This is a genomic window from Aminobacter aganoensis (assembly GCF_014206975.1).
Lineage (GTDB): Bacteria > Pseudomonadota > Alphaproteobacteria > Rhizobiales > Rhizobiaceae > Aminobacter > Aminobacter aganoensis.
Genome location: NZ_JACHOU010000034.1, coordinates 1 through 18719 on the forward strand (window position 1 = coordinate 1; position 18719 = coordinate 18719).

The 18719-nt window shown below is 64.7% G+C and carries 23 protein-coding genes; 14 read left to right on the forward strand and 9 right to left on the reverse strand.

The genetic code is table 11. The features are described 5' to 3' along the window. Nucleotides 1–121 precede the first annotated feature (121 nt). The 4 genes from GGR00_RS27685 to GGR00_RS27700 form a co-directional block, all read right to left on the reverse strand. Nucleotides 122–610 (reverse strand): GlcG/HbpS family heme-binding protein, encoded by a 489-nt coding sequence (locus tag GGR00_RS27685; RefSeq protein WP_184702752.1) that lies wholly within the window; start codon nt 608–610, stop codon nt 122–124. A gap of 179 nt (nt 611–789) precedes the next feature. Next, the gene (locus GGR00_RS27690; RefSeq protein ID WP_184702754.1) at nt 790–1371 is read right to left on the reverse strand and encodes a response regulator transcription factor; all 582 of its coding nucleotides are present in this window, start codon (nt 1369–1371) and stop codon (nt 790–792) included. Between the two features lie 4 nt (nt 1372–1375). Continuing rightward, on the reverse strand, nt 1376–2998 hold the full coding sequence (locus tag GGR00_RS28655; protein WP_184702756.1) for an ATP-binding protein: 1623 nt from the start codon (nt 2996–2998) through the stop codon (nt 1376–1378). A gap of 133 nt (nt 2999–3131) precedes the next feature. Then, complete coding sequence (locus tag GGR00_RS27700) at nt 3132–4043, reverse strand: bifunctional GNAT family N-acetyltransferase/nucleoside diphosphate kinase regulator (protein ID WP_184702758.1); 912 nt, start codon at nt 4041–4043, stop codon at nt 3132–3134. Nucleotides 4044–5796: 1753 nt separating this feature from the next. Between GGR00_RS27700 and GGR00_RS27705 the strand changes: the two genes are divergently transcribed. Further along, nucleotides 5797–6093, forward strand: a complete 297-nt coding sequence (locus GGR00_RS27705; RefSeq protein WP_055974374.1) for a hypothetical protein — start codon at nt 5797–5799, stop codon at nt 6091–6093. A gap of 139 nt (nt 6094–6232) precedes the next feature. On the opposite strand, the gene GGR00_RS27710 is transcribed toward GGR00_RS27705, so the two are convergent. After that, nucleotides 6233–7243 (reverse strand): NAD(P)H-quinone oxidoreductase, encoded by a 1011-nt coding sequence (locus GGR00_RS27710; RefSeq protein ID WP_184702760.1) that lies wholly within the window; start codon nt 7241–7243, stop codon nt 6233–6235. Between the two features lie 113 nt (nt 7244–7356). Here GGR00_RS27710 and GGR00_RS27715 point away from each other — a divergent pair, with 113 nt between their 5' ends. From GGR00_RS27715 to GGR00_RS27725, 3 genes are all read left to right on the forward strand, one after another. Next, nucleotides 7357–7551: a DUF1192 domain-containing protein gene (locus tag GGR00_RS27715; RefSeq protein ID WP_055975394.1), complete on the forward strand. Its 195-nt coding sequence runs from the start codon at nt 7357–7359 to the stop codon at nt 7549–7551. Nucleotides 7552–7630: 79 nt separating this feature from the next. After that, the gene (locus GGR00_RS27720) at nt 7631–8890 is read left to right on the forward strand and encodes an MFS transporter (protein ID WP_184702762.1); all 1260 of its coding nucleotides are present in this window, start codon (nt 7631–7633) and stop codon (nt 8888–8890) included. Nucleotides 8891–8976: 86 nt separating this feature from the next. After that, nucleotides 8977–9240, forward strand: coding sequence for an ArsR/SmtB family transcription factor (locus GGR00_RS27725; protein WP_184702763.1), 264 nt, complete (start codon nt 8977–8979; stop codon nt 9238–9240). 178 nt (nt 9241–9418) lie between these two features. Here GGR00_RS27725 and GGR00_RS27730 read toward each other — a convergent pair whose 3' ends face one another. Beyond that, on the reverse strand, nt 9419–9598 hold the full coding sequence (locus GGR00_RS27730; RefSeq protein WP_055974385.1) for a YdcH family protein: 180 nt from the start codon (nt 9596–9598) through the stop codon (nt 9419–9421). Between the two features lie 237 nt (nt 9599–9835). On the opposite strand from GGR00_RS27730, the gene GGR00_RS27735 reads away from it, so the two are divergent. The 3 genes from GGR00_RS27735 to GGR00_RS27745 all read left to right on the forward strand — a co-directional run bounded on the left by GGR00_RS27735 (nt 9836) and on the right by GGR00_RS27745 (nt 11701). After that, the gene (locus GGR00_RS27735) at nt 9836–10039 is read left to right on the forward strand and encodes a YdcH family protein (RefSeq protein ID WP_055974388.1); all 204 of its coding nucleotides are present in this window, start codon (nt 9836–9838) and stop codon (nt 10037–10039) included. Between the two features lie 118 nt (nt 10040–10157). Further along, nucleotides 10158–10622, forward strand: a complete 465-nt coding sequence (gene purE / locus GGR00_RS27740) for a 5-(carboxyamino)imidazole ribonucleotide mutase (protein WP_156381224.1) — start codon at nt 10158–10160, stop codon at nt 10620–10622. After that, entirely contained in the window at nt 10619–11701 is a 1083-nt protein-coding gene (locus GGR00_RS27745; protein ID WP_184702765.1) for a 5-(carboxyamino)imidazole ribonucleotide synthase, read from the forward strand. The genes purE and GGR00_RS27745 overlap by 4 nt, the downstream gene beginning before the upstream one ends. 15 nt (nt 11702–11716) lie before the next feature. Here GGR00_RS27745 and GGR00_RS27750 read toward each other — a convergent pair whose 3' ends face one another. Beyond that, entirely contained in the window at nt 11717–12085 is a 369-nt protein-coding gene (locus GGR00_RS27750; RefSeq protein WP_246441721.1) for a lysozyme inhibitor LprI family protein, read from the reverse strand. A gap of 280 nt (nt 12086–12365) precedes the next feature. On the opposite strand from GGR00_RS27750, the gene ykgO reads away from it, so the two are divergent. The 3 genes from ykgO to GGR00_RS27765 all read left to right on the forward strand — a co-directional run bounded on the left by ykgO (nt 12366) and on the right by GGR00_RS27765 (nt 14382). Then, nucleotides 12366–12491 (forward strand): type B 50S ribosomal protein L36, encoded by a 126-nt coding sequence (gene ykgO / locus GGR00_RS27755; RefSeq protein ID WP_055974394.1) that lies wholly within the window; start codon nt 12366–12368, stop codon nt 12489–12491. A gap of 80 nt (nt 12492–12571) precedes the next feature. After that, nucleotides 12572–13153 carry a tetratricopeptide repeat protein gene (locus tag GGR00_RS27760; protein ID WP_055974397.1) on the forward strand — a complete coding sequence of 194 codons (582 nt, stop codon included), beginning with the start codon at nt 12572–12574 and terminating at the stop codon, nt 13151–13153. A gap of 170 nt (nt 13154–13323) precedes the next feature. Continuing rightward, nucleotides 13324–14382 carry an alpha/beta fold hydrolase gene (locus tag GGR00_RS27765; protein ID WP_055974401.1) on the forward strand — a complete coding sequence of 353 codons (1059 nt, stop codon included), beginning with the start codon at nt 13324–13326 and terminating at the stop codon, nt 14380–14382. A gap of 130 nt (nt 14383–14512) precedes the next feature. Here GGR00_RS27765 and pyk read toward each other — a convergent pair whose 3' ends face one another. Together pyk and GGR00_RS27775 are read right to left on the reverse strand one after the other, a co-directional pair. Further along, nucleotides 14513–15949 (reverse strand): pyruvate kinase, encoded by a 1437-nt coding sequence (pyk, locus tag GGR00_RS27770; RefSeq protein WP_055974405.1) that lies wholly within the window; start codon nt 15947–15949, stop codon nt 14513–14515. Beyond that, nucleotides 15946–16434, reverse strand: a complete 489-nt coding sequence (locus GGR00_RS27775; RefSeq protein ID WP_055974407.1) for a DUF1036 domain-containing protein — start codon at nt 16432–16434, stop codon at nt 15946–15948. Before GGR00_RS27775 ends, pyk begins: the two co-directional genes overlap by 4 nt. Nucleotides 16435–16677: 243 nt before the next feature. Here GGR00_RS27775 and GGR00_RS27780 point away from each other — a divergent pair, with 243 nt between their 5' ends. The 4 genes from GGR00_RS27780 (at nt 16678) to GGR00_RS27795 (ending at nt 18628) form a co-directional block, all read left to right on the forward strand. After that, complete coding sequence (locus GGR00_RS27780) at nt 16678–17475, forward strand: N-formylglutamate amidohydrolase (protein ID WP_184702767.1); 798 nt, start codon at nt 16678–16680, stop codon at nt 17473–17475. An 11-nt stretch (nt 17476–17486) separates the two neighbouring features. After that, nucleotides 17487–17795, forward strand: coding sequence for a DUF1244 domain-containing protein (locus tag GGR00_RS27785; RefSeq protein ID WP_184702769.1), 309 nt, complete (start codon nt 17487–17489; stop codon nt 17793–17795). A gap of 137 nt (nt 17796–17932) precedes the next feature. After that, nucleotides 17933–18193: a DUF2312 domain-containing protein gene (locus GGR00_RS27790; protein WP_055974410.1), complete on the forward strand. Its 261-nt coding sequence runs from the start codon at nt 17933–17935 to the stop codon at nt 18191–18193. A gap of 72 nt (nt 18194–18265) precedes the next feature. After that, nucleotides 18266–18628 carry a hypothetical protein gene (locus GGR00_RS27795; protein WP_184702770.1) on the forward strand — a complete coding sequence of 121 codons (363 nt, stop codon included), beginning with the start codon at nt 18266–18268 and terminating at the stop codon, nt 18626–18628. Nucleotides 18629–18719: the final 91 nt, after the last annotated feature.

The window sequence follows — 18719 nt, forward strand, 5'->3', positions numbered from 1 at the left end:
CATCAGATGCTGGCCTCCACCCAGCCAGCATCTTGAATCACAAACCACCTTCTTTGGGAATCCTACGATTCGCTCAAGATAGGAAACGCTCTAGTCATGCCGGCACTGGTGCCGGATAAGCTTACTTCAGCTGGTCGGCGACGGATTCGATCGCCTTGACGGCGCAGGCCTCGTCGAAATTGCCGCCCGGCGCGCCGCCGACGCCGATGGCGCCGATCACCGCATCGCCGGCCTTGATCGGCATGCCGCCGGCCAGCACCAGGAAGCCCTTGATGTCGACCAGCCCGGCAGCGCCCGGGTTCTTGGCGACGTTCTCGGCCATCTTGCCGGTCGGCGTGCGCGACGAAGCGGAGGTGAAGGCCTTGTCTTCGGCGGCGGCGACGGTGTGCGTGCCGGCATTGTCGGCGCGGACCAGGGCGCGCAGCACGCCGGCGCGGTCGACCACGGCAGCGGTGACGTTATATTTTTCAGCGGCGCAGGCGGCGACGGCGGCCTGGGCGATCTCGACGGCGAGGCCCGACGAGATGTTCTTCTCGGTCAGCACCTGGGCGGAAGCCGCACCGGTGACGACGACGAGGGCGGAAGCTGCGAGGAGGATGCTCTTGATCATGACTGGGTTCCTGTCCTGATGATGTCTCGGGAAAAAGCGTTTCGCTTGTCCGGGACCAGAACTACCCCCATCGCCGCCGCGGCAGAATCCGCGATGCCACCACCCGCCCTAGGTAGGATTACCTATCCAGCAAACGGGAAGGCCCCAGGAGGCAGCCGCCTTTTCAGCCAGCTCATGTCTCAGGAAATCAGCGCCAGCCGCACCTGCTCGGCCACCGAGCTGGTGCCCAGCTTCTCCGCGATCTTGGCCCGGTGCGCGTCGATGGTCCGGACCGACACCTCCAGCGCCGCCGCCACCTCCTTGCTCGCCCAGCCCCGCGCCACCATGTCGAGCACCTCGCGCTCGCGCTCGGTCAGCCTGGCCAGCAGCGCCCGCGCCTCGCGCTTTTCCAGCCGCGCGTCGAGGCTGGCAAACCCCTGCTGCAGCGCCTCGACCAGCACCTCGCCATCCACCGGCTTGGTCAGGAAGTCCTGGATGCCGGCCTTGAAGGCGCGCCGGCAGGCGGCGACGTCGCCATGCCCGGTGATCATGATCGTCGGCCAGTCGATGCCGCGCTCGGCGAGCTTCTGGTGGAGCTGCTGCCCCGACACCTCGGGCATGCGCAGATCGACCACCAGCACGCCCGGCCGGTCCTCCTGCACATGCGCCAAGAACGTCTGCGGATCGCCAAAGGTCTCCGCCGCGATGCCATAGGTCGAGAGCAGGAAGGCCAGCGCCTCGCGCACCGCCTCGTCGTCGTCGACCAGATAGACCTTGTGCATGCTGCTACCTCTCCCCGGCCAGCGGGCCCCTGGCCAGCGCCCCCCCGGCCAGCGGTAGCGTCACGACGAACCGCGCCCCGCCGCCGCCGGCGTTCCCGGCCTCGATGCGCCCGTCGACCCGCTCCACCAGCGTCTGGCACAAGGACAGCCCCAGCCCCATGCCGTCGGCCTTGGTGGTGAAGAACGGCGTGAACAGCTTCGGCAGCACCTCCGCCGAAATGCCCGGGCCGTTGTCCGCGACCACGATCTTCGCTTCCGCCCCGGCCGCCTTCGTCGCGATCGAAATCCGTGCGCCCAAAATCCCTGCCGCTTCCAGTGCATCGGCCGCATTGCGGATCAGATTGTGCAGCACCTGCTCCATCTCGATGGCGTCGACCACCGCCTCCGGCGCCGGCTCGGCCAGGTCGAGCACCAGCGCGATGCCGCGCCGTTCGAGGTCGGTGCGGGTCAGCGCCACCACCTCGGCGACGATGGCGTTCAGCTCCTGCCGCGCCCTTTCGGGCGCCTTGTTGGAGGCATAGTCGCGCATCCGCTTCAGCATCTCGCCGGCGCGCTTGGCCTCGCGCACATTGACGTCGAGCGCCTGCGAAATCAGCGCGAGATCCGGTCTGTCGGCGCCGGCCAGACGAAGTGCCGCCTGGCTGCGGCTGAGCAGCGCTGTCAGCGGCTGCGTCAACTCATGGGCGATGCCCGACGCCAGCTCGCCCATGGCGTTGACGCGCGAGGCATGCGCCAGAAGCGTCTCCCGCTCCTGCAAAAGCGCCCGCGCCTCCGCGGCCCGCGTGGCAATCAGCGAGCGCTTCACCGCAGCTCGCTGCGACAGCCCGAAGCTCAGCGCCGCAGCCAGCAATCCCGCCACCACGGCAAAGGCCAGCAGCCGCCCCGGCGGCACCAGGACCGCCAAGGGCAACGACCGGTCGAGCGAAAGCAGCAGGCGCTGGCCCTCGCCGTCGATCACCTTCTCGAAATGCGGCGGCGTGAGCCACGAAACCCCCGACGCAAACGCCGCATCCGCAGGCAGGTGCACCAGGTCGGCGCCGTCGAGGCTGAGCCTGAGATGCGCAAAACCCGGCCGCTCCTCCGGCTCAACCAGCCTCGCCGCATCGATCAACAGCACCACGCCGAGGTCGGAAGGCTCGGGCGCCCGCTTGGCCAGGAGATAGCGCCCCTCGCCCGCGGCATAGACGCTCGGCCTGCCGCGCACCTGCGCCGCCATCTCCGGCGCCAGCGGCAACAGATCGACCCCGCCGCCCGAAGGCACCGCCACCACCTCGCGCACCCCACCGCCAGCCTGTCCGCCATCGGCACCGGCTCCACCGGCATCGAGCGAAACCAGCGCCAGCCAGGCGATGCGCGGATAGAAGCGCGCGATGCTCTCCATCACCTGCCGCACGGCACCGTCCGACGCCGGCTCAACCCCGCTCGACAGCGCGATCAGCGTGGTCAGGTGCGCATCGTGCTGCGCCACACGCTGCGAGATCAGCCGGTGCAACGTCCGCCCCGTCACCTCCAGCTCGTCCGCCATCCGCGTCCGCGACGTCTCCACCGACACGACCACGAACGCCACGAGCGCGGCGAGCCAGAGTGCGAGGCCGATGAGGCGGGGTTTGGCGAGAGGTGAGGTCACGTGGGGTCAGTTATGTCGCAGAACTCGGCGCCACCATAGTCGAGGACCCGTTGGAAGGAAACGGAGCGCCTGAGCCGCCCGGCTGAAAACTGCCAGGCCGACGAACTCGGCAAGCAGGTTTGCCACGGTGCCACTAGAGATGAAAATCACCGGACGATTCCGGTTGGTAGACCACCCTTTCGATCAGGATGCGTCGCGTACGATCCGTGACCCTCCAGTCGATGGCATCGCCTTCCTGATAGCCCAGGATCGCGGCGCCGACGTCGGAGAGGACCGACAGTTTTCCGGAGCGTTCGTCGGCGTCCTGCGGATAGACAAGAGCCACTTCCTTCTGTTCATCGTCGAGTTGCAGCACGACCCTGGAATTCATCGTCACGACGTCGCGCGCGACATGCTGGGGATCGACGACGATGGCTCTCTCGATCTCGTGTTCAAGCTCGACGATTGCCGCCCCTTGCTCGAATTCGATCAGGCCCTGGAGCCGTGCCTTGTCGATCTCCGTGACGTAGATGTCGGCAGATTTTGCCATGGCGCCTTCGCGCAGCAGCTGGAGATACCGGCCAGAGGTCATGGACAGGGAATTGAGCGTTGGCGTTTCGAGCTTGAGAAGAAAGCCGCAGCGTTCAAAACCCTTCAGCGAGCGCGTATTGTCCGGGTGAATCTTGGCGACGACGCTCTCGGCCCGCATCTCGAGGAAGGCGAGCTTCAAGCCTTCGCGGATGGTGCTGGCGCCAAGTCCGCGCCCCCAATTGTCATGGTCTCCGACGACCAGAACGATTTCACACTCGGCGCCCGTCTTGACCAGGCGGACGAAGCCGACCGGAACATCGTTTCGGTCGTAGGCCATGAAGAAGCGGCCGCCCTGATTGAACAGATGTGTCAGGATCGGCATCTGAGTTCGGTCGACGGCCTGTGCGATGAAACGGGACACGCTGCGGGAATCGCTCAGGTAGCGCGTGACGCGTTCGTCTTCCAACCAGTCCATCAGGATCAGTGCGTGTGTCCGGGTGATTTCCGGACGCAACGAAACAAAAGGCTTGTTCATCTTCGCCACCTTGGCCGCAAGAATGAAAGCCTGTCACGGTCGCTGCCGTGCTGGTTCTTTCGGATCAACGTTGAAAACTACGATCTAGCAAAGATCCAGCGGTAAAGGCCAGCGGGTACATCGGTTTCTCCAAGCCGCCGGATTCAAGGTACTGGGTGCTAACTATCCGCGACGAGAAACCGCTGTCGAAACGATACATTTGATATCGTTAGGCGAGCCGATAATTTTACCTATTGCCTTGACTAGCAGCTCGAACTCCGCCTCCGTCAGACTCTTGATTTCAGGCTCTAGCTGAGTTTCTAGCCAAAGCCGTATCTGCGGCTTGAGGTCGACGTTTCCATCGCGAGTTGCCCTTACGTGCATGATCTTAGCGACAATCTTACCTGATATTGCTCGCACTCGTCGTGACACATCATCGGGATAATTCTGCAGCTGGACGCATTCTCCTACAGCTTCTTCGACGTCATTCGAGAACCCCCCAGCGTCACTCTTCGCGAGCTGTACGAAACGCTCATTGGCCTCAGCTTGGTACGATACCGATGTCACAGTGTGCACCCAGCCCCCCGCTATTGCTGCCAGAATCCCAACACTAATCAATATGTGCTTCATCGACCACTCAATATCATCTCCGTGGACTACATAGTGGATAGACAATTATAAAAGATCGTAAACCTTTTTTACTAAAGACGATCTATTCTCAAGACTGCACTCTACGATTGCAATTCCATTGCTCATCATTATTATCAGCACCTAACCTGACTTGAAACGGAACTGGGGCTTGCACGAGTAAGCACGCGCACCCGAAGGAGATCAGCCGCCGCCCTTCCAGCGGAAAAGGTGGTTTCTAGAACGCTTCTTCGTGCAGATCTGGCCAAGTCAGGACCAAATCGTAGTCGCCGCCTCGAAACATCGTTATGATGTCCCTTCGAGCGTATGGAGTCGGCGACGATGCCGCAACTGCGAAGCCCGCCTAACTGCCCAGTTTGTGACTGAATTGCGACGGTGTGAGCAGACTGGCAGCCTTTGAAGTATTGCAATGTCGGACTGAACGAGCGCATGGGGGCGCGAAGCGGCCATTCACGGTCCTCAACTGTCACGTCTGCTTTTGCGCGAAGGCAAAGCTTGCCTGAACGTCCTGTTTGGAGGCGCCTACCGGCCGTTCAATGCCTTAGGTATGTATCGAACCAGTGCTTTCGTTCGTGAAGTGAGCCCTCCCCCTGGACAGTCGCAGCTCGAACGCTTTCCGCCAGGCAATGCATGATCCCGGGGATAGCTTTTCCCCGTACCGTTCACCCATTCGGCGCGCCCCAAGCCGATAACCCTTTGAAATCCCTACTCTCAGCTCGCCCACGGCATCTCTGGGTACGTGGATAGAAAAATTTTCTTTTCCACCCCCCTTCCGACCTCGCGGATAATCCCCCCATCGCCCTCAGGGAACCCGGGTCATGAACCGGATGCCTGGGGAGGGCGACGGCGTCCGGGCTGGCAGGGGAGACGGTGCCTCTGCTGGGTGATGAGCCCCCAAGCCCGGGCCTCTGCGGCGGCTGACGGTGAAAGCCGAGGCGTCTGAGCGGGGCAAGAGCGCTGGCGGACGCATGGCTGCGCGTCACGCAGTCCTATCGCAGAAGACGCAAGGCCATGCGTCCGGTTCCCAACCTCGCTTCATTGCGCGGGATATTTTCGCACGCCCGCATTCCCCCAACCACCCTGCCCGCGCCGAACAAAGCCCGCGCGGCCAACCGGAGACATCGCCATGTCGAGGAAACGCAAGCAAGAGATCGAACTCATCGACCCGCCGCTGCCGGGCTACGGCCACTTTCCCTTCCTGATGCACAACACACTGGTGCTCGCCGTCAGCATCGCCGCCACCATGGAGGGCGCGCATCACAAATGCACGCGCCGCGAATGCCGCAATTTCGGCCGCTGCCGCGCCTCGCCGACCGACCTGCGCCGCGCCGCCTTCTGCCCGGTTCCGCTCAGCCGCGAGGCCGACCGCCGCATCGAAGGCATGTTCCTGTTCCTCCTGCGCCTCGCCCATGGTTGGCGGTGAGGAAGCCGAGAGACGCATGGCGAACGCGCCTCAGTAGCCCTCATGGTGAGCCTGTCGAACCACGAGGGCGCCTGGCAGCTTGTCCTGTCCCAAAACCCCATGGTTCGACAGGCTCACCATGAGGTTTTGGGAGCCCCCGTCACCCCACGTCCAGCACGATCTTGCCGATGTGCTCGCCCTCTTCCATGCGCTCATGCGCGCGCCAGGCTTCCTTGAGCGGGAAAATCATGTCCATCACCGGCGCCACCCGGCGGGTGGCGAGCAGCGGCCACACCTGGGCTTCGAGTGCTGCGGCGATCCCCGCCTTGAACTCGGTGGTGCGCGGCCTGAGCGTCGAGCCGGTATGGGTCAGGCGCTTGACCATCAGCTTCGAGAAATCGGCGCTCGCCACGGCACCCCCTTGCGTCGCGATCTGCACGATGCGGCCGTCGACCGCCGCGGCCTGGTAATTGCGGCCGACATAGTCGCCGCCGACCATGTCGAGGATGACGTTGGCGCCCTTGCCGTCGGTGGCGTCCTTCACCGCCGCAACGAAGTCTTCGTCCTTGTAGTTGATAGCCCGGTCGGCCCCGAGCTTGAGGCAGGCGGCGCACTTGTCCTCGGAACCTGCGGTGGCGATGACATAGGCGCCGAAGGCCGAGGCGAGCTGGATCGCGGTGGTGCCGATGCCCGACGAGCCGCCATGGACCAGCAGCGTCTCGCCGGCCTTCAGCGCGCCGCGCTCGAACACGTTGTGCCAGACGGTGAAGAAGGTTTCGGGCACCGCCGCAGCCTCGGTGAAGGTGAAGCCCGCAGGCATGGGCAGCGCATTGGATTCATGCACCCTGACATACTCGGCATAGCCTCCGCCCGGCGTCAGCGCGCAGACCGCGTCGCCGATGCGGAAGCGCGCAGCACCCTCGCCGCGTGCCGCCACCTCGCCCGACACTTCGAGCCCGGGCAGGTCGGATGCCCCGGGCGGCGCGGGGTAGGCGCCCTTGCGCTGCTGCACGTCGGGCCGGTTGACGCCCGCCGCATGCACCCGGATCAGGATCTCGCCGGCGCCCAGCTCGGGCAGATCGCGCTTTTCCGCCTTGAGCACGCGCGGTCCTCCCGGCTGGCTGATCGCCACCGCGAGCATCTTGGCAGGAAGCTTGGCAACATGGGCCATGTCTTTTCGGTCTCCGCTGGTCCGGTGCGCCCGGACTTTACATGTCGTTGACCGCACTATGTATTCTGATTGGCAAATCAGGCAAACGCCTGTCTACGATGGAGGAGAGCGAGATGGCGCTGTTCGACGACGAGCCGAAGAAGAAAAAAGCCGTCCACGAGATCGGCCAGGACCTGTCGCTGCTGTCGGTCGGCGAGCTCGACGAGCGCATCCTGGCCCTGCGCGCCGAGATAAGCCGGCTCGAGGCCGAACTGACGGTCAAGGGTTCGACGAAATCGGCCGCCGAGGCGCTGTTCAGGCGCGGCTGACATCTGGCCGTCGCCGAAAAGCCCCAAAGGGGCGGTCATCACGACTTGGCGCTCTCTTTGATTCTGGTGGGACAGTTCGATGCTCGCAACCTACAGGCCGATCCTCTCGCTGCTTCGCGGCACCGCCTTCCTGCTCGCCGCGTCGGGCCTGCACGGCCTCTTGCTTCCGCTGCGCGGCCAGGAAGAAGGCTTTTCCACCACCGCACTTGGCCTGATGGGCACCGCCTGGGCCGGCGGCTTCGTCGCCGGCTGCTATTTTGCCCCACGCGTCGTCCGCCGCGCCGGCCATGTCCGCGCCTTCGGCACCTTTGCCGCCTCCGCCGCCATCATCGCCCTGCTCACCGGGCTGATCGTCGACGAATATGTCTGGATCCTGCTGCGCGCCTTCACCGGCTTCGCCATGGCCGGCGCCTTCATGGTCATCGAGAGCTGGCTCAACGAGCGCGCCACCAACGAGAACCGCGGCACCGTCTTCGGCCTCTACATGATGGTCACCTACGCCTCGATCATGGCCGGCCAGATGATGGTCGCCGGCGGCGACGTCACCAGCGCCTCGCTGTTCATGGTCACCGGCATCCTGTTTTGCCTGTCGCTGATCCCGACCGCGGTCTCGAGCGCCGCGCATCCCAAGCCGCTGCAGGACGTCTCGCTCGACATCAAGGGGCTCTACGCCAATTCGCCGGTCGCCTCGGTCGCCTGCTTCCTGATCGGCGTCGCCAATGGCGACTGGGGCACGCTGGGCGCGGTCTACGGCGCGCGCGTCGGCATCTCGACGCCCGAAATCGCGCTGATGATGAGCCTGGTGGTGATCGCCGGCGCGGCGCTTCAGATTCCGATCGGCAAGATCTCCGACCGCACCGACCGCCGCTACGTGCTGATCGGCGCCTCGCTCGCCTCGGCGGTGGCGGCGCTGCTGATCTTCCTGGTGGCGCCGCGTTCCGGGCCGTTCGTCATCGCCATGACCGCCTGCTACGGCGCATTCGCCTACACGCTCTATTCGCTGGCGGTGGCGCACGCCAACGACCACGCCAAGCCCGAGGATTTCGTCAAGGTTTCCGGCGGCCTGCTGCTGCTCTACGGCTTCGGCACCATGGTCGGACCGATGCTCGGCGCCGGCCTGATGGATGTGATGCGGCCCGAGGCGCTGTTCCTCGCCACCGCTGCGGCGCATTTCGCGCTGGCCGGCTACACCGCACTGCGCATCAAGCGCCGCGCGCCGGTTCCGATCGAGGATCGCGAAGCCTTCAAGACCCAGCCGGCCGACCGCTCCGCGACACCCGAATCGCTGCGGCTCGACCCGCGCCAGAAGGCCGAACCGGAAACCCAGGACATGCCCTGACGGCCCGGCCTGGAACGCCGCGGGCAACACGCCCGCATCCGCGACCAACAGTTGAGATTCCTGCAATGTTGCGGCACAAAGAAGCCATGACAGCTGACGACTCCTTCCTGGCGATATCGGACGCCAACCGGCGCCATCTGCTGGAGGAATTGCGTCGCGGCCCCAAGACGGTGAGCGAACTCGCCGCCGGCCTGCCGGTCTCGCGGCCGGCCGTGTCGCAGCACCTCAAAGTGCTGCTCGATGCCGGGCTGGTCAGCGCCCGCGCCGAAGGCACGCGCCGTGTCTACGCGGTCAGTGCTGCCGGTTTCAGGAAGCTCAATATCTGGCTTGACCAGTTCTGGGACGCTTGAAGCGGAAAGACGAGCCTGGCACCGGTTCACGTTCCGGGCGGACCTGATCGCTGCCGACGCTGAATCGGCTCAGGATTCGACCGATCAACCACCCTGTCCCGGCGGCGATGTTGATTCGCCGCCGGCTGTCTGGCCCGTGCCGAAAAAGTGGGCCATGCGTTGAGATCGCGATCGTGGGCTAGTGTTGGGTCGGGTCCACTCTCAGCTTTTCAATCTCGTCCTTGAGAGCCAGCTTGCGACGCTTCAGCGCTACGATTTGCAGGTCGTCCATGGATGGATGGTTCATTGCTTCGTCGAGCTGACGCTCGACGTCGCCATGTTTGCGCTGAAGTTCTTCAAGATGGGAAGCAAGAGACATGATTGGTTCTCCCTTTCATGGTTTTCCTCGATGCACCGCACAAGCGTGCCCACCGCAGACAGCGCTCTGTGACGGAACCATGACACTCTGCCACCCCCGATCTGCGATGTCGAATAAAGTGTGGTAGCATTTCCCGACCGCGTGAAATGTGATAAGGGCATCGCGCCGGTGACAAGGAGTCGCCGACCCCGCCTTAGGAGCGCCCCGGGTGCGCCAGTGAGTTTGCAGACGGTAGACATGTCGGAACAGGAACAAGCCGAGGTTCGTCTCGAGTTTGCACGCTTGAAGCAGGACCATGCCGATTTTGACGCGGCAATCAACGCGATGATCGCGATGGGCTGCGATCCGTTGCAGATCCAGCGAATGAAGAAGAAGAAGCTGGTCCTCAAGGACAAGATCGCCCAGATAGAAGACCGGATCATCCCGGATATCATTGCCTGAAACTCCGGGCTGTGGCTGCCGGCGTTTGGTTGCGATTGCTCCGCATTTCCGCTAAGCGCTGCCTATCAAGCAAGGGGTGCCGCGCGTGAGCAAGGACAGGGTCGACGTCGCCATCATCATGGGCAGCCAGTCTGACTGGGCGACCATGCGCCATGCCGCCGAGTTGCTCGACGTGCTGGCCGTTCCCTACGAGGCGCGGATCGTGTCGGCTCATCGCACTCCCGATCGCCTCTACGAATTCGCCAAGGGCGCCAAGGCAGCCGGTTTCCGCGTCATCATCGCCGGCGCCGGCGGTGCTGCCCATCTCCCCGGAATGACGGCGGCCATGACCTCGTTGCCGGTGTTCGGCGTGCCGGTCGAATCGAAGGCGCTGTCGGGGCAGGATTCGCTGCTCTCCATCGTCCAGATGCCGGCCGGCATTCCGGTCGGCACGCTTGCCATCGGCAAGGCCGGAGCCGCCAACGCGGCGCTTCTGGCGGCAGCCGTCCTTGCCCTTTCCGACGACGCCCTGGCGACGCGACTCGAAGAGTGGCGCGCCGCACAGACCGCCAGGGTCGCCGAACAGCCGACGGACGACGCGTGACCGCCCCCCTCCCCCTCGGTTCCACCATCGGCATCATCGGCGGCGGCCAGCTCGGCCGCATGCTGGCCATGTCCGCCGCCCGCCTGGGCTATCGGACCGTGGTCCTCGAGCCGCAGGTCGATTGCCCGGCGGCGCAGATTGCCAACCGCCAGATCGTCGCCGCCTATGACGATCCCGCCGCCCTCGACGAACTCGCCCGCGAAAGCGCGGTCGTCACCTACGAGTTCGAGAACGTGCCCGTCGTGGCCGCCGAGCACCTGGCAAAGACGGTCTCAGTCTTTCCGCCGGCACGGGCGCTCGAAGCGGCGCAGGACCGGCTGCTCGAAAAGACCTTCCTGAACGGCATCGGAATATCCACAGCCCGCTTCATGACTGTGGAAAACGACCAGGATCTTGCCGCTGCGCTGCAGGCATTCGACGGCAGCGGAATCCTGAAGACGCGCCGCATGGGCTATGACGGCAAAGGCCAGATGGTCTTCCGCAACATGACCACGGGCGGCTTCGACGGCGCCTGCGCCTCGCTCGGCAACGTGCCGCTGATCCTCGAATCCTTCGTGCCGTTCGAGCGCGAAATCTCAGTCATCGCGGCGCGCAGCACCGACGGCAGCATCGCCGCCTTCGACCCCGCCGAAAACGTGCACGGCAACGGCATCCTGGCCAGTTCGACGGTGCCAGCCGCCATCCACGACGCAACGGCGGAAGCCGCGCGCGAAGCGGCACGGAAAATCCTCGCCGCACTGGATTACGTCGGCGTCATCGGCGTCGAGTTCTTCGTGCTGGCCGACGGCTCGCTGCTGGCCAACGAAATGGCCCCGCGCGTGCACAATTCCGGCCACTGGACCGAGGCCGCCTGCGTCGTCTCCCAGTTCGAGCAGCATATCCGCGCCGTTGCCGGCCTGCCGCTCGGCGATGCCAACCGCCATTCCGACTGCGTCATGGAAAACCTGATCGGCGACGACATCGCCAGGGTCCCGGCCCTGCTGGCCGAGCCGAACGTCGCCGTCCACCTCTACGGCAAGGCAGAGGCCCGCCCCGGCCGCAAGATGGGCCATTTCACGCGGCTCTTGCCAAGCCGCTGACCCGGCAACCTTGCCTTACCGGCCTGGCACCGGGCAACTCAGGTCGCCCTCCTCGCATTTGAGATAGGCGCCAAGCTGGGCGACGCGCGCGTCGGTCAGGCCCTGCAGGCAGCCGGCATGTATCATCGGATAGATCGACCCGCCCTCGACGCCGGAGGATGCAAACTTGCATTCGGCGTCGCGGAAGGCGATCCAGCCGCGCTGCGAATCCAACAGCAGCTTGCGAGCGTCGGCATTGTCGGACAGGCGCTTCATGACGTCGCCATAGGCAGCGTTGAGCTTGGCGTCGGAGGCCGCATAGTCCGAGGCGGCACAGACGTTCATCCCGGCCTGGGTCTGGTCGTTGCGGTCGCATTCCGCGGCAAATGCCGCAGAGGCGACCATCGAGCTTGCCATTGATAAGAAGAGAATCGAGTACCGCATCCACCCCTCCGCTGCCTGGACGAGCGAGAGGATTCCAGCGCCGCCGGCCGCTGGCAAGCCCCGGGCGAAGACGCCATGCGAACGAAGCCGACAAAAAGCCGATCAAACCGCCGCGCGACGCCCGCCTGCGGTTGACTGGCAAAGACTCCTCGTCTAAGAGCCTCTCACACGAATTGGGCGCGCTCTTTTGGCGCGCTTTTAGTTTCGGCCCGTTGATGGGCCCATCCGACGGGTTAGTGACATGAAGATCAAGAATTCGCTCAAGGCGCTCAAGGCTCGCCATCGTGACTGCCAGCTGGTTCGTCGCAAGGGCCGCATCTACGTCATCAACAAGACCGCCCCGCGCTACAAGGCTCGCCAGGGCTGATTGTTGACCGGCCGCTCGCGGCCCGGAGCATCACGGCAATTTCAGTTTGACGTTCCCATGCGGGGGTCTAGAATCTCCGCATGCGGAACGTTTTTGCCTTTTTTGCCCTAGCCTTACTGGCGACAACCCAGCCGCAGCAGGCATTTGCCGAGAACACCGGCAATACAATTGTCGCCAAGGCCGACAACCAGCTCGACACGCTGTTTTCCGATCTCAAGCGCGAGCGCAACGAAAAGGCTGCCGAGCGCCTTGCCAGCCGCATCTGGGAAGCCTGGTACAAGTCGGGCAGCGCCTCGGTCGACCTGATGATGCAATGGGCGCAGCAGGCGGTCGAGGCCAAGAAGTTCGACGTCGCGCTCGATTTCCTCGACCAGGTGGTGACGCTGCAGCCCACCTACGCCGAAGGCTGGAACCGGCGCGCCACCGTGCACTTCCTGATGCAGAATTACCGCAAGTCGATGGCCGACATCGAACGCACGCTGGAGCTCGAGCCGCGCCATTTCGGCGCGCTGTCCGGCATGGCCCAGATCATGGCGACCACCGGCCGCAACGAACTGGCGCTGCAAGCCTGGCAACGCGTCCTCGACATCTACCCGATGCTACGCAACGCCCAGAACGAGGTGTCGCGGCTTTCGGAAGAACTTGCCGGCGAAGGCATTTGAGAAAGGGAGTAGTGAGTAGTGAGTAGTGAGTAGTGAGTAGTGAGGGCGTGCAGCCGGAGCGGCATGCGCTAGTATTCACTATTCACTATTCACTATTCACTACTCGCTACTCGCTACTCGCTACTCGCTGTTCGCTACTCGCCTGCCGTCCCCCTCACCCGCCCGGCCACATGAACATCCTCACCATTATCCTGGCACTGCTGCTGGCGCTGGTTGTCGCGCTTGCCGGCGCGACCCGCGTCGCGTCGTGGCTGATCGAGCGGCGAAATCCGCCTGTCGGAAGCTTCGTCGATGTCAATGGCGCCGCCATCCATTACGTGCATGTGCCGGCACCTGCCGGCGGCGACCTGCCGCCGCTGGTCTTCATCCATGGCGCCAGCGCCAACCTGAAGGACCAGATGCTGCCGCTGGCACCCCAGTTCGAAGGTCGCGCCGAGATGCTGTTCCTCGACCGTCCCGGCCATGGCTGGTCTGGCCGCGGCCCCGGCAACAACGAAACGCAGGAAGGCCAGGCGGCGACCGTCGCAGGCTTGATGGACCGCCTCGGCATCAAGGACGCCATCATCGTCGGCCACTCCTTTGGCGGCTCGATAGCAGCGACCTTTGCCCTGGAGCACGCGGAAAAGACTCGCGGCTTGCTGTTCCTGTCGGCGGCAACTCACCCCTGGCCGGGCGGCGGCACCTCCTGGTACTACAGCCTGAGCGCCTTGCCGGTGGTCGGACGCGCCTTCGCGGAAACCGTTGCGGCGCCTGCCGGGCTCATGCGTATCGCCGCCGCGACCACCTGTGTCTTCTCGCCCAACAAGGTGCCGGACCTCTATGTCGACGACGCCGCGATCAAGCTGGTGCTGCGGCCGTCGGCATTCCGGGCCAATGCCATCGACGTCGAGGGGCTGTACCGCCACGTGCTGGCGGCCGCGCCGCGCTATGCCACGATCGACGCGCCGACCGTGGTGATCTCCGGCGACCACGACACGGTCGTCTATGAGGAGATCCATTCGGTCGGGCTGGCGCGCGACATTGCCGGTGCCGAGCTGGTGTGGGTGAAGAACCTCGGCCACAAGCCGGACTGGGTGGCCCCTGAACTGGTGGTGTCGGCCGTCGAAAAACTGGCCGGCCAGCCGCGCGACCTGCAGGCATTGGCACGCACGGTCGAAGCCCGCATCGCCGGCAACGATTTCGGGACGGGTGTCTGCGTGGATGAGAAGGCGCCCGTGAGTAGTGAGTAGTGAGTAGTGAGTAGTGAGTAGTGAGTAGTGAGTAGTGAGTAGTGAGTAGTGAGTAGTGAGTAGTGAGAGCAGGGCCTTGCTCGCGCAACGCGCGCAACACCCTATTCACTACTCACTATTCGCTATTTTCTCAGCGGCTGCCTTTGCCCTCGGGGCCGACATAGGCAATGCGCAGCATGTTGGTCGAGCCCGGCGTCCTGAGCGGCACGCCGGCGGTGATGATGACGCGGTCGCCGCCGGCGGCGAAACCCTCGTTGAAGGCGACCTTGCAGGCGCGGTCGACCATGTCGTCGAGATCGACGGCATCCGGCGAGACGACGCAATGCGTGCCCCACAGCATCGACAGGCGGCGTGCCGTGGCCAGGATCGGCGACAGCGCGATGATCGGCACCTGTGGCCGCTCGCGCGCGGCGCGCAGGCCGGTGGTGCCCGAAGCGGTGTAGGTGACGATCGCCGACAGCTTCAGCGTCTCGGCGATTTCACGCGCTGCAAGCGAGATCGCGTCGGCACCAGTCGCCTCCGGCTGCGAACGCTGGGCGTTTATGATGCCGGGATAGGTCGGGTCCTTCTCGACCTGCTGGGCGATGCGGTTCATCGTCGCCACCGACTCGACCGGATATTGCCCGGCAGCCGATTCGGCCGACAGCATGATCGCGTCGGCACCTTCGAAGACGGCGGTGGCCACGTCGGAGACCTCGGCGCGCGTCGGCACCGGCGCGGTGATCATCGATTCCAGCATCTGGGTGGCGACCACCACCGGCTTGCCGGCGCGGCGCGCGGCACGGGTGATCTGCTTCTGGATGCCGGGAACCGATTCGATCGGCATCTCGACGCCGAGATCGCCGCGGGCGACCATCAGCGCGTCGGACAGCTCGATGATCTCGGCGAGGCGGGCCACGGCCTGCGGCTTTTCGATCTTGGACAGCAGCAGCGCGCGGCCTTGCGCGATCTTGCGCGCTTCGGCGAGATCTTCGGGACGCTGGATGAACGACAGCGCGACCCAGTCGACGCCCGTCTCGAGCACGGCGTCGAGGTCCTTGCGGTCCTTCTCGGTCAGCGCGCCGACCGGCAGGTCGGTGTCGGGCAGGCTGACGCCCTTCTTGTCGGAAATCTTGTTACCGGCAACGACCGTGCAGACGATCGACTTGCCGTCGGTCTTGACCGCCCTGAGCTCGAGCTTGCCGTCGTCGATCAGCAGGCGATGGCCTTCCTGCACCGACTTGAGGATCTCGGGATGCGGCAGGTGGACGCGGGCCGAGGTGCCGAGGTCGGGATTGTCGTCGAGGGTGAAGGCCTGGCCGACGGTCAGCTCTTCCTTGCCGTTGGCGAACTTGCCGACACGCAGCTTCGGCCCCTGGAGGTCGGCGAGAATACCGATCGGGCGGCCGACCGCCTCTTCGACCGAACGGATGCGGCCGACGAGCGTGCGCATCGAATCGTGGTCGGTATGGCTCATGTTGATGCGGAAGACGTCCGCGCCCGCTTCGAAGAGTTTCCGGATCATCGCCTCGTCGGACGAGGCGGGACCGAGTGTTGCGAGTATCTTGACCTTGCGGCTGCGTCTCATTGACCGTTCGTTCCCGAGGCGGCCGTGGGGCCGCCCGTTGCGGGCTCGTCGGTGAGCTGGACCATCCAGTTCGCCTGTTCGCCCGTGTCGTATTCCTGGAAGCCGGCGCGCTGGAAGCCACGCGCTACGCAGTCGGTGACGCCGGCGACCTTGAACTCTTTTTCAGCCACGCACATGCTGATCGGGCCATCCCAGCGTCCGCCGCGCTCGGCATCTTCTGCATAGAGATAATAAAACCGCGATGACAGCGGCCCCTCGATCAGCGTCTTGCAGGTCGAGCCTTCGATGTGCCACCAGCCTTCGGTGATCCAGCCCGCCTTGGCGCGGTAGCCGATGCCGACGCCGACAAGGCTCTGGGTCGCGTTGCAGACCCTGAAGTCGGCGTGGGCCGGCGTGGCCGCGACGGCCGTAAACAGTGGAACCGAGAGAAAAAGGAAGAGCGATGCCAGGGCTGAGCGTGCGCGCGGCCTCCCGGCAAGTTCCATCCCCAAGCCCCTCTTCGACGATTTCTGCATTTCTGGAGCCCTTTTCGGCAATGTGCAGGCGCATGTCAACGCGTGGCTGCGCGCTTATCCAATCGATTTAGGTGCGCTCAGCCGCGGTGATTTGCTGCCTCATCTGGCATATTCGAAAAAAGGTTGGCAAAACAACGGCGTTAGCACATATCCCCACATCAGGGACGGGCGTGAAACTACACCCAAGCCGTGCCGAAGGACAAATTGCCGCCGATGACGCGAAACACTCTCTTTGCCCCGTTCGAAATCATCGAAGGCGATCGGCGGCAAGGCATCGTGCTCCTGTGCGACCATGCCCGGCGCGACCTGCCGCAGGAATATGGCGATCTCGGCCTGCCCAGGGAGGAGTTCGACCGCCACATCGCCTACGACATCGGCGCCGAACAGGTGACCCGCAAGCTGGCGGCGATGATGGGCGCGCCAGCGGTGCTGGCCAATTTTTCGCGCCTCTTGATCGACCCCAACCGCGGCGAGGACGACCCGACGCTGATCCGCCAGCTCTATGACGGCTCGGTCATCGCTGGCAATTATCCGATGTCGGACGAGGAGCGCGCGCGCCGGCTCGACAATTTCTACCGCCCCTACCACGACGCCGTCGGCGCCATGATCGCCTCGGTGCACAAGGAAACGGCGAGCGCGCCGTTCATCCTGTCCGTGCACTCCTTCACACCGGTCATGCAGGGCCACGCCCGGCCCTGGCACGCCGGCGTGCTGTGGGACATGGACCACCGCGCCGCCTGGCCGCTGATCGAGATGCTGGCCGAGGACAAGGCGCTGGTCGTCGGCGACAACGAGCCCTATGACGGCGCGCTGCGCGGCGACACCATGTACAAGCACTGCATCGTCAACGGCTTTGCCCATGCGCTGATCGAAATCAGGCAGGACCTGATCGGCGACGACGCCGGAACCACCGCCTGGGCCGAACGGCTGGCGCCGATCATTGACGCCATCAACCGGCGCCCCGATATACATGAAGTGAAGCAATTCGGCTCGCGCACCGGGCCGCTGTGATGGAGGACCAGATGGCCGAACTCAGCGACGACCAGAAGCGCGACTTCGAGGCCGCGGCCTTCCGCCGGCTGCTCCGGCACCTGAGCGAGCGTTCCGACGTGCAGAACATCGACATGATGAACCTCGCCGGCTTCTGCCGCAATTGCCTGTCCAACTGGTACCGCGACGCAGCCGCCGAGACCGGCGTCGAGCTGTCCAAGGACGCCTCGCGCGAGATCGTCTACGGCATGCCTTATGCCGAATGGCAGGCCAAGCACCAGCGCGAAGCCACCGACGCGCAGAAGGCCGCCTTCGAGGCCAGTCGCCCCCGGGATCACTGACCGAGGATTCCGCAGGGTCGCGTCAGCTGCGCTCCCGCGCACCCTTGACCCTCCCCGCATCATCAGGCATCGAAACCGCCGAAATTCCCTTGGCGCGCCGAGTCGCGCTTGTCCCAGTCACAATTGCGGAGTGCCAGATGGCCGACGACATCACCGAGACCAGCCAGACCGTTGCCGCCGGCCAGTTGCGCGCCTTCATCGAGCGCATCGAGCGGCTTGAAGAAGAAAAGAAGACGATCTCCGACGACATCAAGGACGTCTATGCCGAAGCCAAGGGCACCGGCTTCGACACCAAGGCGGTTCGCACGCTGATCCGCCTGCGCAAGCAGGACCAGGCCGAGCGTGACGAGGCCGAGGCGATCCTCGACCTGTACAAAGCCGCCCTCGGCATGGTGTGATAGCGCGCTGCCCGGCTCCAAGGCTTCGGGTGGCACCGGTCGCCGGTCAAGGGCGATGCGAGGTCATGAGCGATGACGGGTGCAGGGCAGTTCCATCCTTCCGACAATAGCGGTCCGGCGCAGGCCGGGCCGAATGGCCTGGCGGCGTTCTTTTCGCGCCGCTGGCATGGCGAGATGCCGCTCGGCCAGCTGTTCTGGCGCGACATGGTCACCGTCGGCAGCCTGATCAACGTCGCCACGACGATCGTCGCGCTCGCCATCCTGGCAGCCAAGGCATCGGCCTTGCTCGCCGTGGCCGTCCACCTTCTGCCCCTGCCCTACAATCTTTTCCTCTATGGCAGCGTGCTGCGGACCGCCGACGTCAGCGGCGGCCACAACACCAACACCGTCAAGCTCGGCGCCACAGCGTGGATCATCCTCGCCAGCCTGCTCTAGAGCCCTTCATGTTTTAACGGAAGCGTATCCGGCGTTTTCGAAGTAGTTCCTGCATTCGGCTGCCTCGATGGTTTCGACGAGGTGGCCGATG

Excerpts from the sequence above, each read along its gene's own strand:
- GGR00_RS27765 (WP_055974401.1), top strand. The coding sequence starts at position 13,324 with ATGAACATCCTCACCATTATCCTGGCACTGCTGCTGGCGCTGGTTGTC.
- GGR00_RS27720 (WP_184702762.1), top strand. The coding sequence starts at position 7,631 with ATGCTCGCAACCTACAGGCCGATCCTCTCGCTGCTTCGCGGCACCGCC.
- GGR00_RS27685 (WP_184702752.1), bottom strand. The coding sequence starts at position 610 with ATGATCAAGAGCATCCTCCTCGCAGCTTCCGCCCTCGTCGTCGTCACC.
- GGR00_RS27705 (WP_055974374.1), top strand. The coding sequence starts at position 5,797 with ATGTCGAGGAAACGCAAGCAAGAGATCGAACTCATCGACCCGCCGCTG.
- ykgO (WP_055974394.1), top strand. The coding sequence starts at position 12,366 with ATGAAGATCAAGAATTCGCTCAAGGCGCTCAAGGCTCGCCATCGTGAC.
- GGR00_RS27735 (WP_055974388.1), top strand. The coding sequence starts at position 9,836 with ATGTCGGAACAGGAACAAGCCGAGGTTCGTCTCGAGTTTGCACGCTTG.
- purE (WP_156381224.1), top strand. The coding sequence starts at position 10,158 with ATGGGCAGCCAGTCTGACTGGGCGACCATGCGCCATGCCGCCGAGTTG.
- GGR00_RS27730 (WP_055974385.1), bottom strand. The coding sequence starts at position 9,598 with ATGTCTCTTGCTTCCCATCTTGAAGAACTTCAGCGCAAACATGGCGAC.
- pyk (WP_055974405.1), bottom strand. The coding sequence starts at position 15,949 with ATGAGACGCAGCCGCAAGGTCAAGATACTCGCAACACTCGGTCCCGCC.
- GGR00_RS27780 (WP_184702767.1), top strand. The coding sequence starts at position 16,678 with ATGACGCGAAACACTCTCTTTGCCCCGTTCGAAATCATCGAAGGCGAT.
- GGR00_RS27760 (WP_055974397.1), top strand. The coding sequence starts at position 12,572 with ATGCGGAACGTTTTTGCCTTTTTTGCCCTAGCCTTACTGGCGACAACC.
- GGR00_RS27690 (WP_184702754.1), bottom strand. The coding sequence starts at position 1,371 with ATGCACAAGGTCTATCTGGTCGACGACGACGAGGCGGTGCGCGAGGCG.
- GGR00_RS27725 (WP_184702763.1), top strand. The coding sequence starts at position 8,977 with ATGACAGCTGACGACTCCTTCCTGGCGATATCGGACGCCAACCGGCGC.
- GGR00_RS27715 (WP_055975394.1), top strand. The coding sequence starts at position 7,357 with ATGGCGCTGTTCGACGACGAGCCGAAGAAGAAAAAAGCCGTCCACGAG.
- GGR00_RS27795 (WP_184702770.1), top strand. The coding sequence starts at position 18,266 with ATGACGGGTGCAGGGCAGTTCCATCCTTCCGACAATAGCGGTCCGGCG.
- GGR00_RS27700 (WP_184702758.1), bottom strand. The coding sequence starts at position 4,043 with ATGAACAAGCCTTTTGTTTCGTTGCGTCCGGAAATCACCCGGACACAC.
- GGR00_RS27775 (WP_055974407.1), bottom strand. The coding sequence starts at position 16,434 with ATGGAACTTGCCGGGAGGCCGCGCGCACGCTCAGCCCTGGCATCGCTC.
- GGR00_RS27785 (WP_184702769.1), top strand. The coding sequence starts at position 17,487 with ATGGCCGAACTCAGCGACGACCAGAAGCGCGACTTCGAGGCCGCGGCC.
- GGR00_RS27710 (WP_184702760.1), bottom strand. The coding sequence starts at position 7,243 with ATGGCCCATGTTGCCAAGCTTCCTGCCAAGATGCTCGCGGTGGCGATC.
- GGR00_RS27790 (WP_055974410.1), top strand. The coding sequence starts at position 17,933 with ATGGCCGACGACATCACCGAGACCAGCCAGACCGTTGCCGCCGGCCAG.
- GGR00_RS27750 (WP_246441721.1), bottom strand. The coding sequence starts at position 12,085 with ATGGTCGCCTCTGCGGCATTTGCCGCGGAATGCGACCGCAACGACCAG.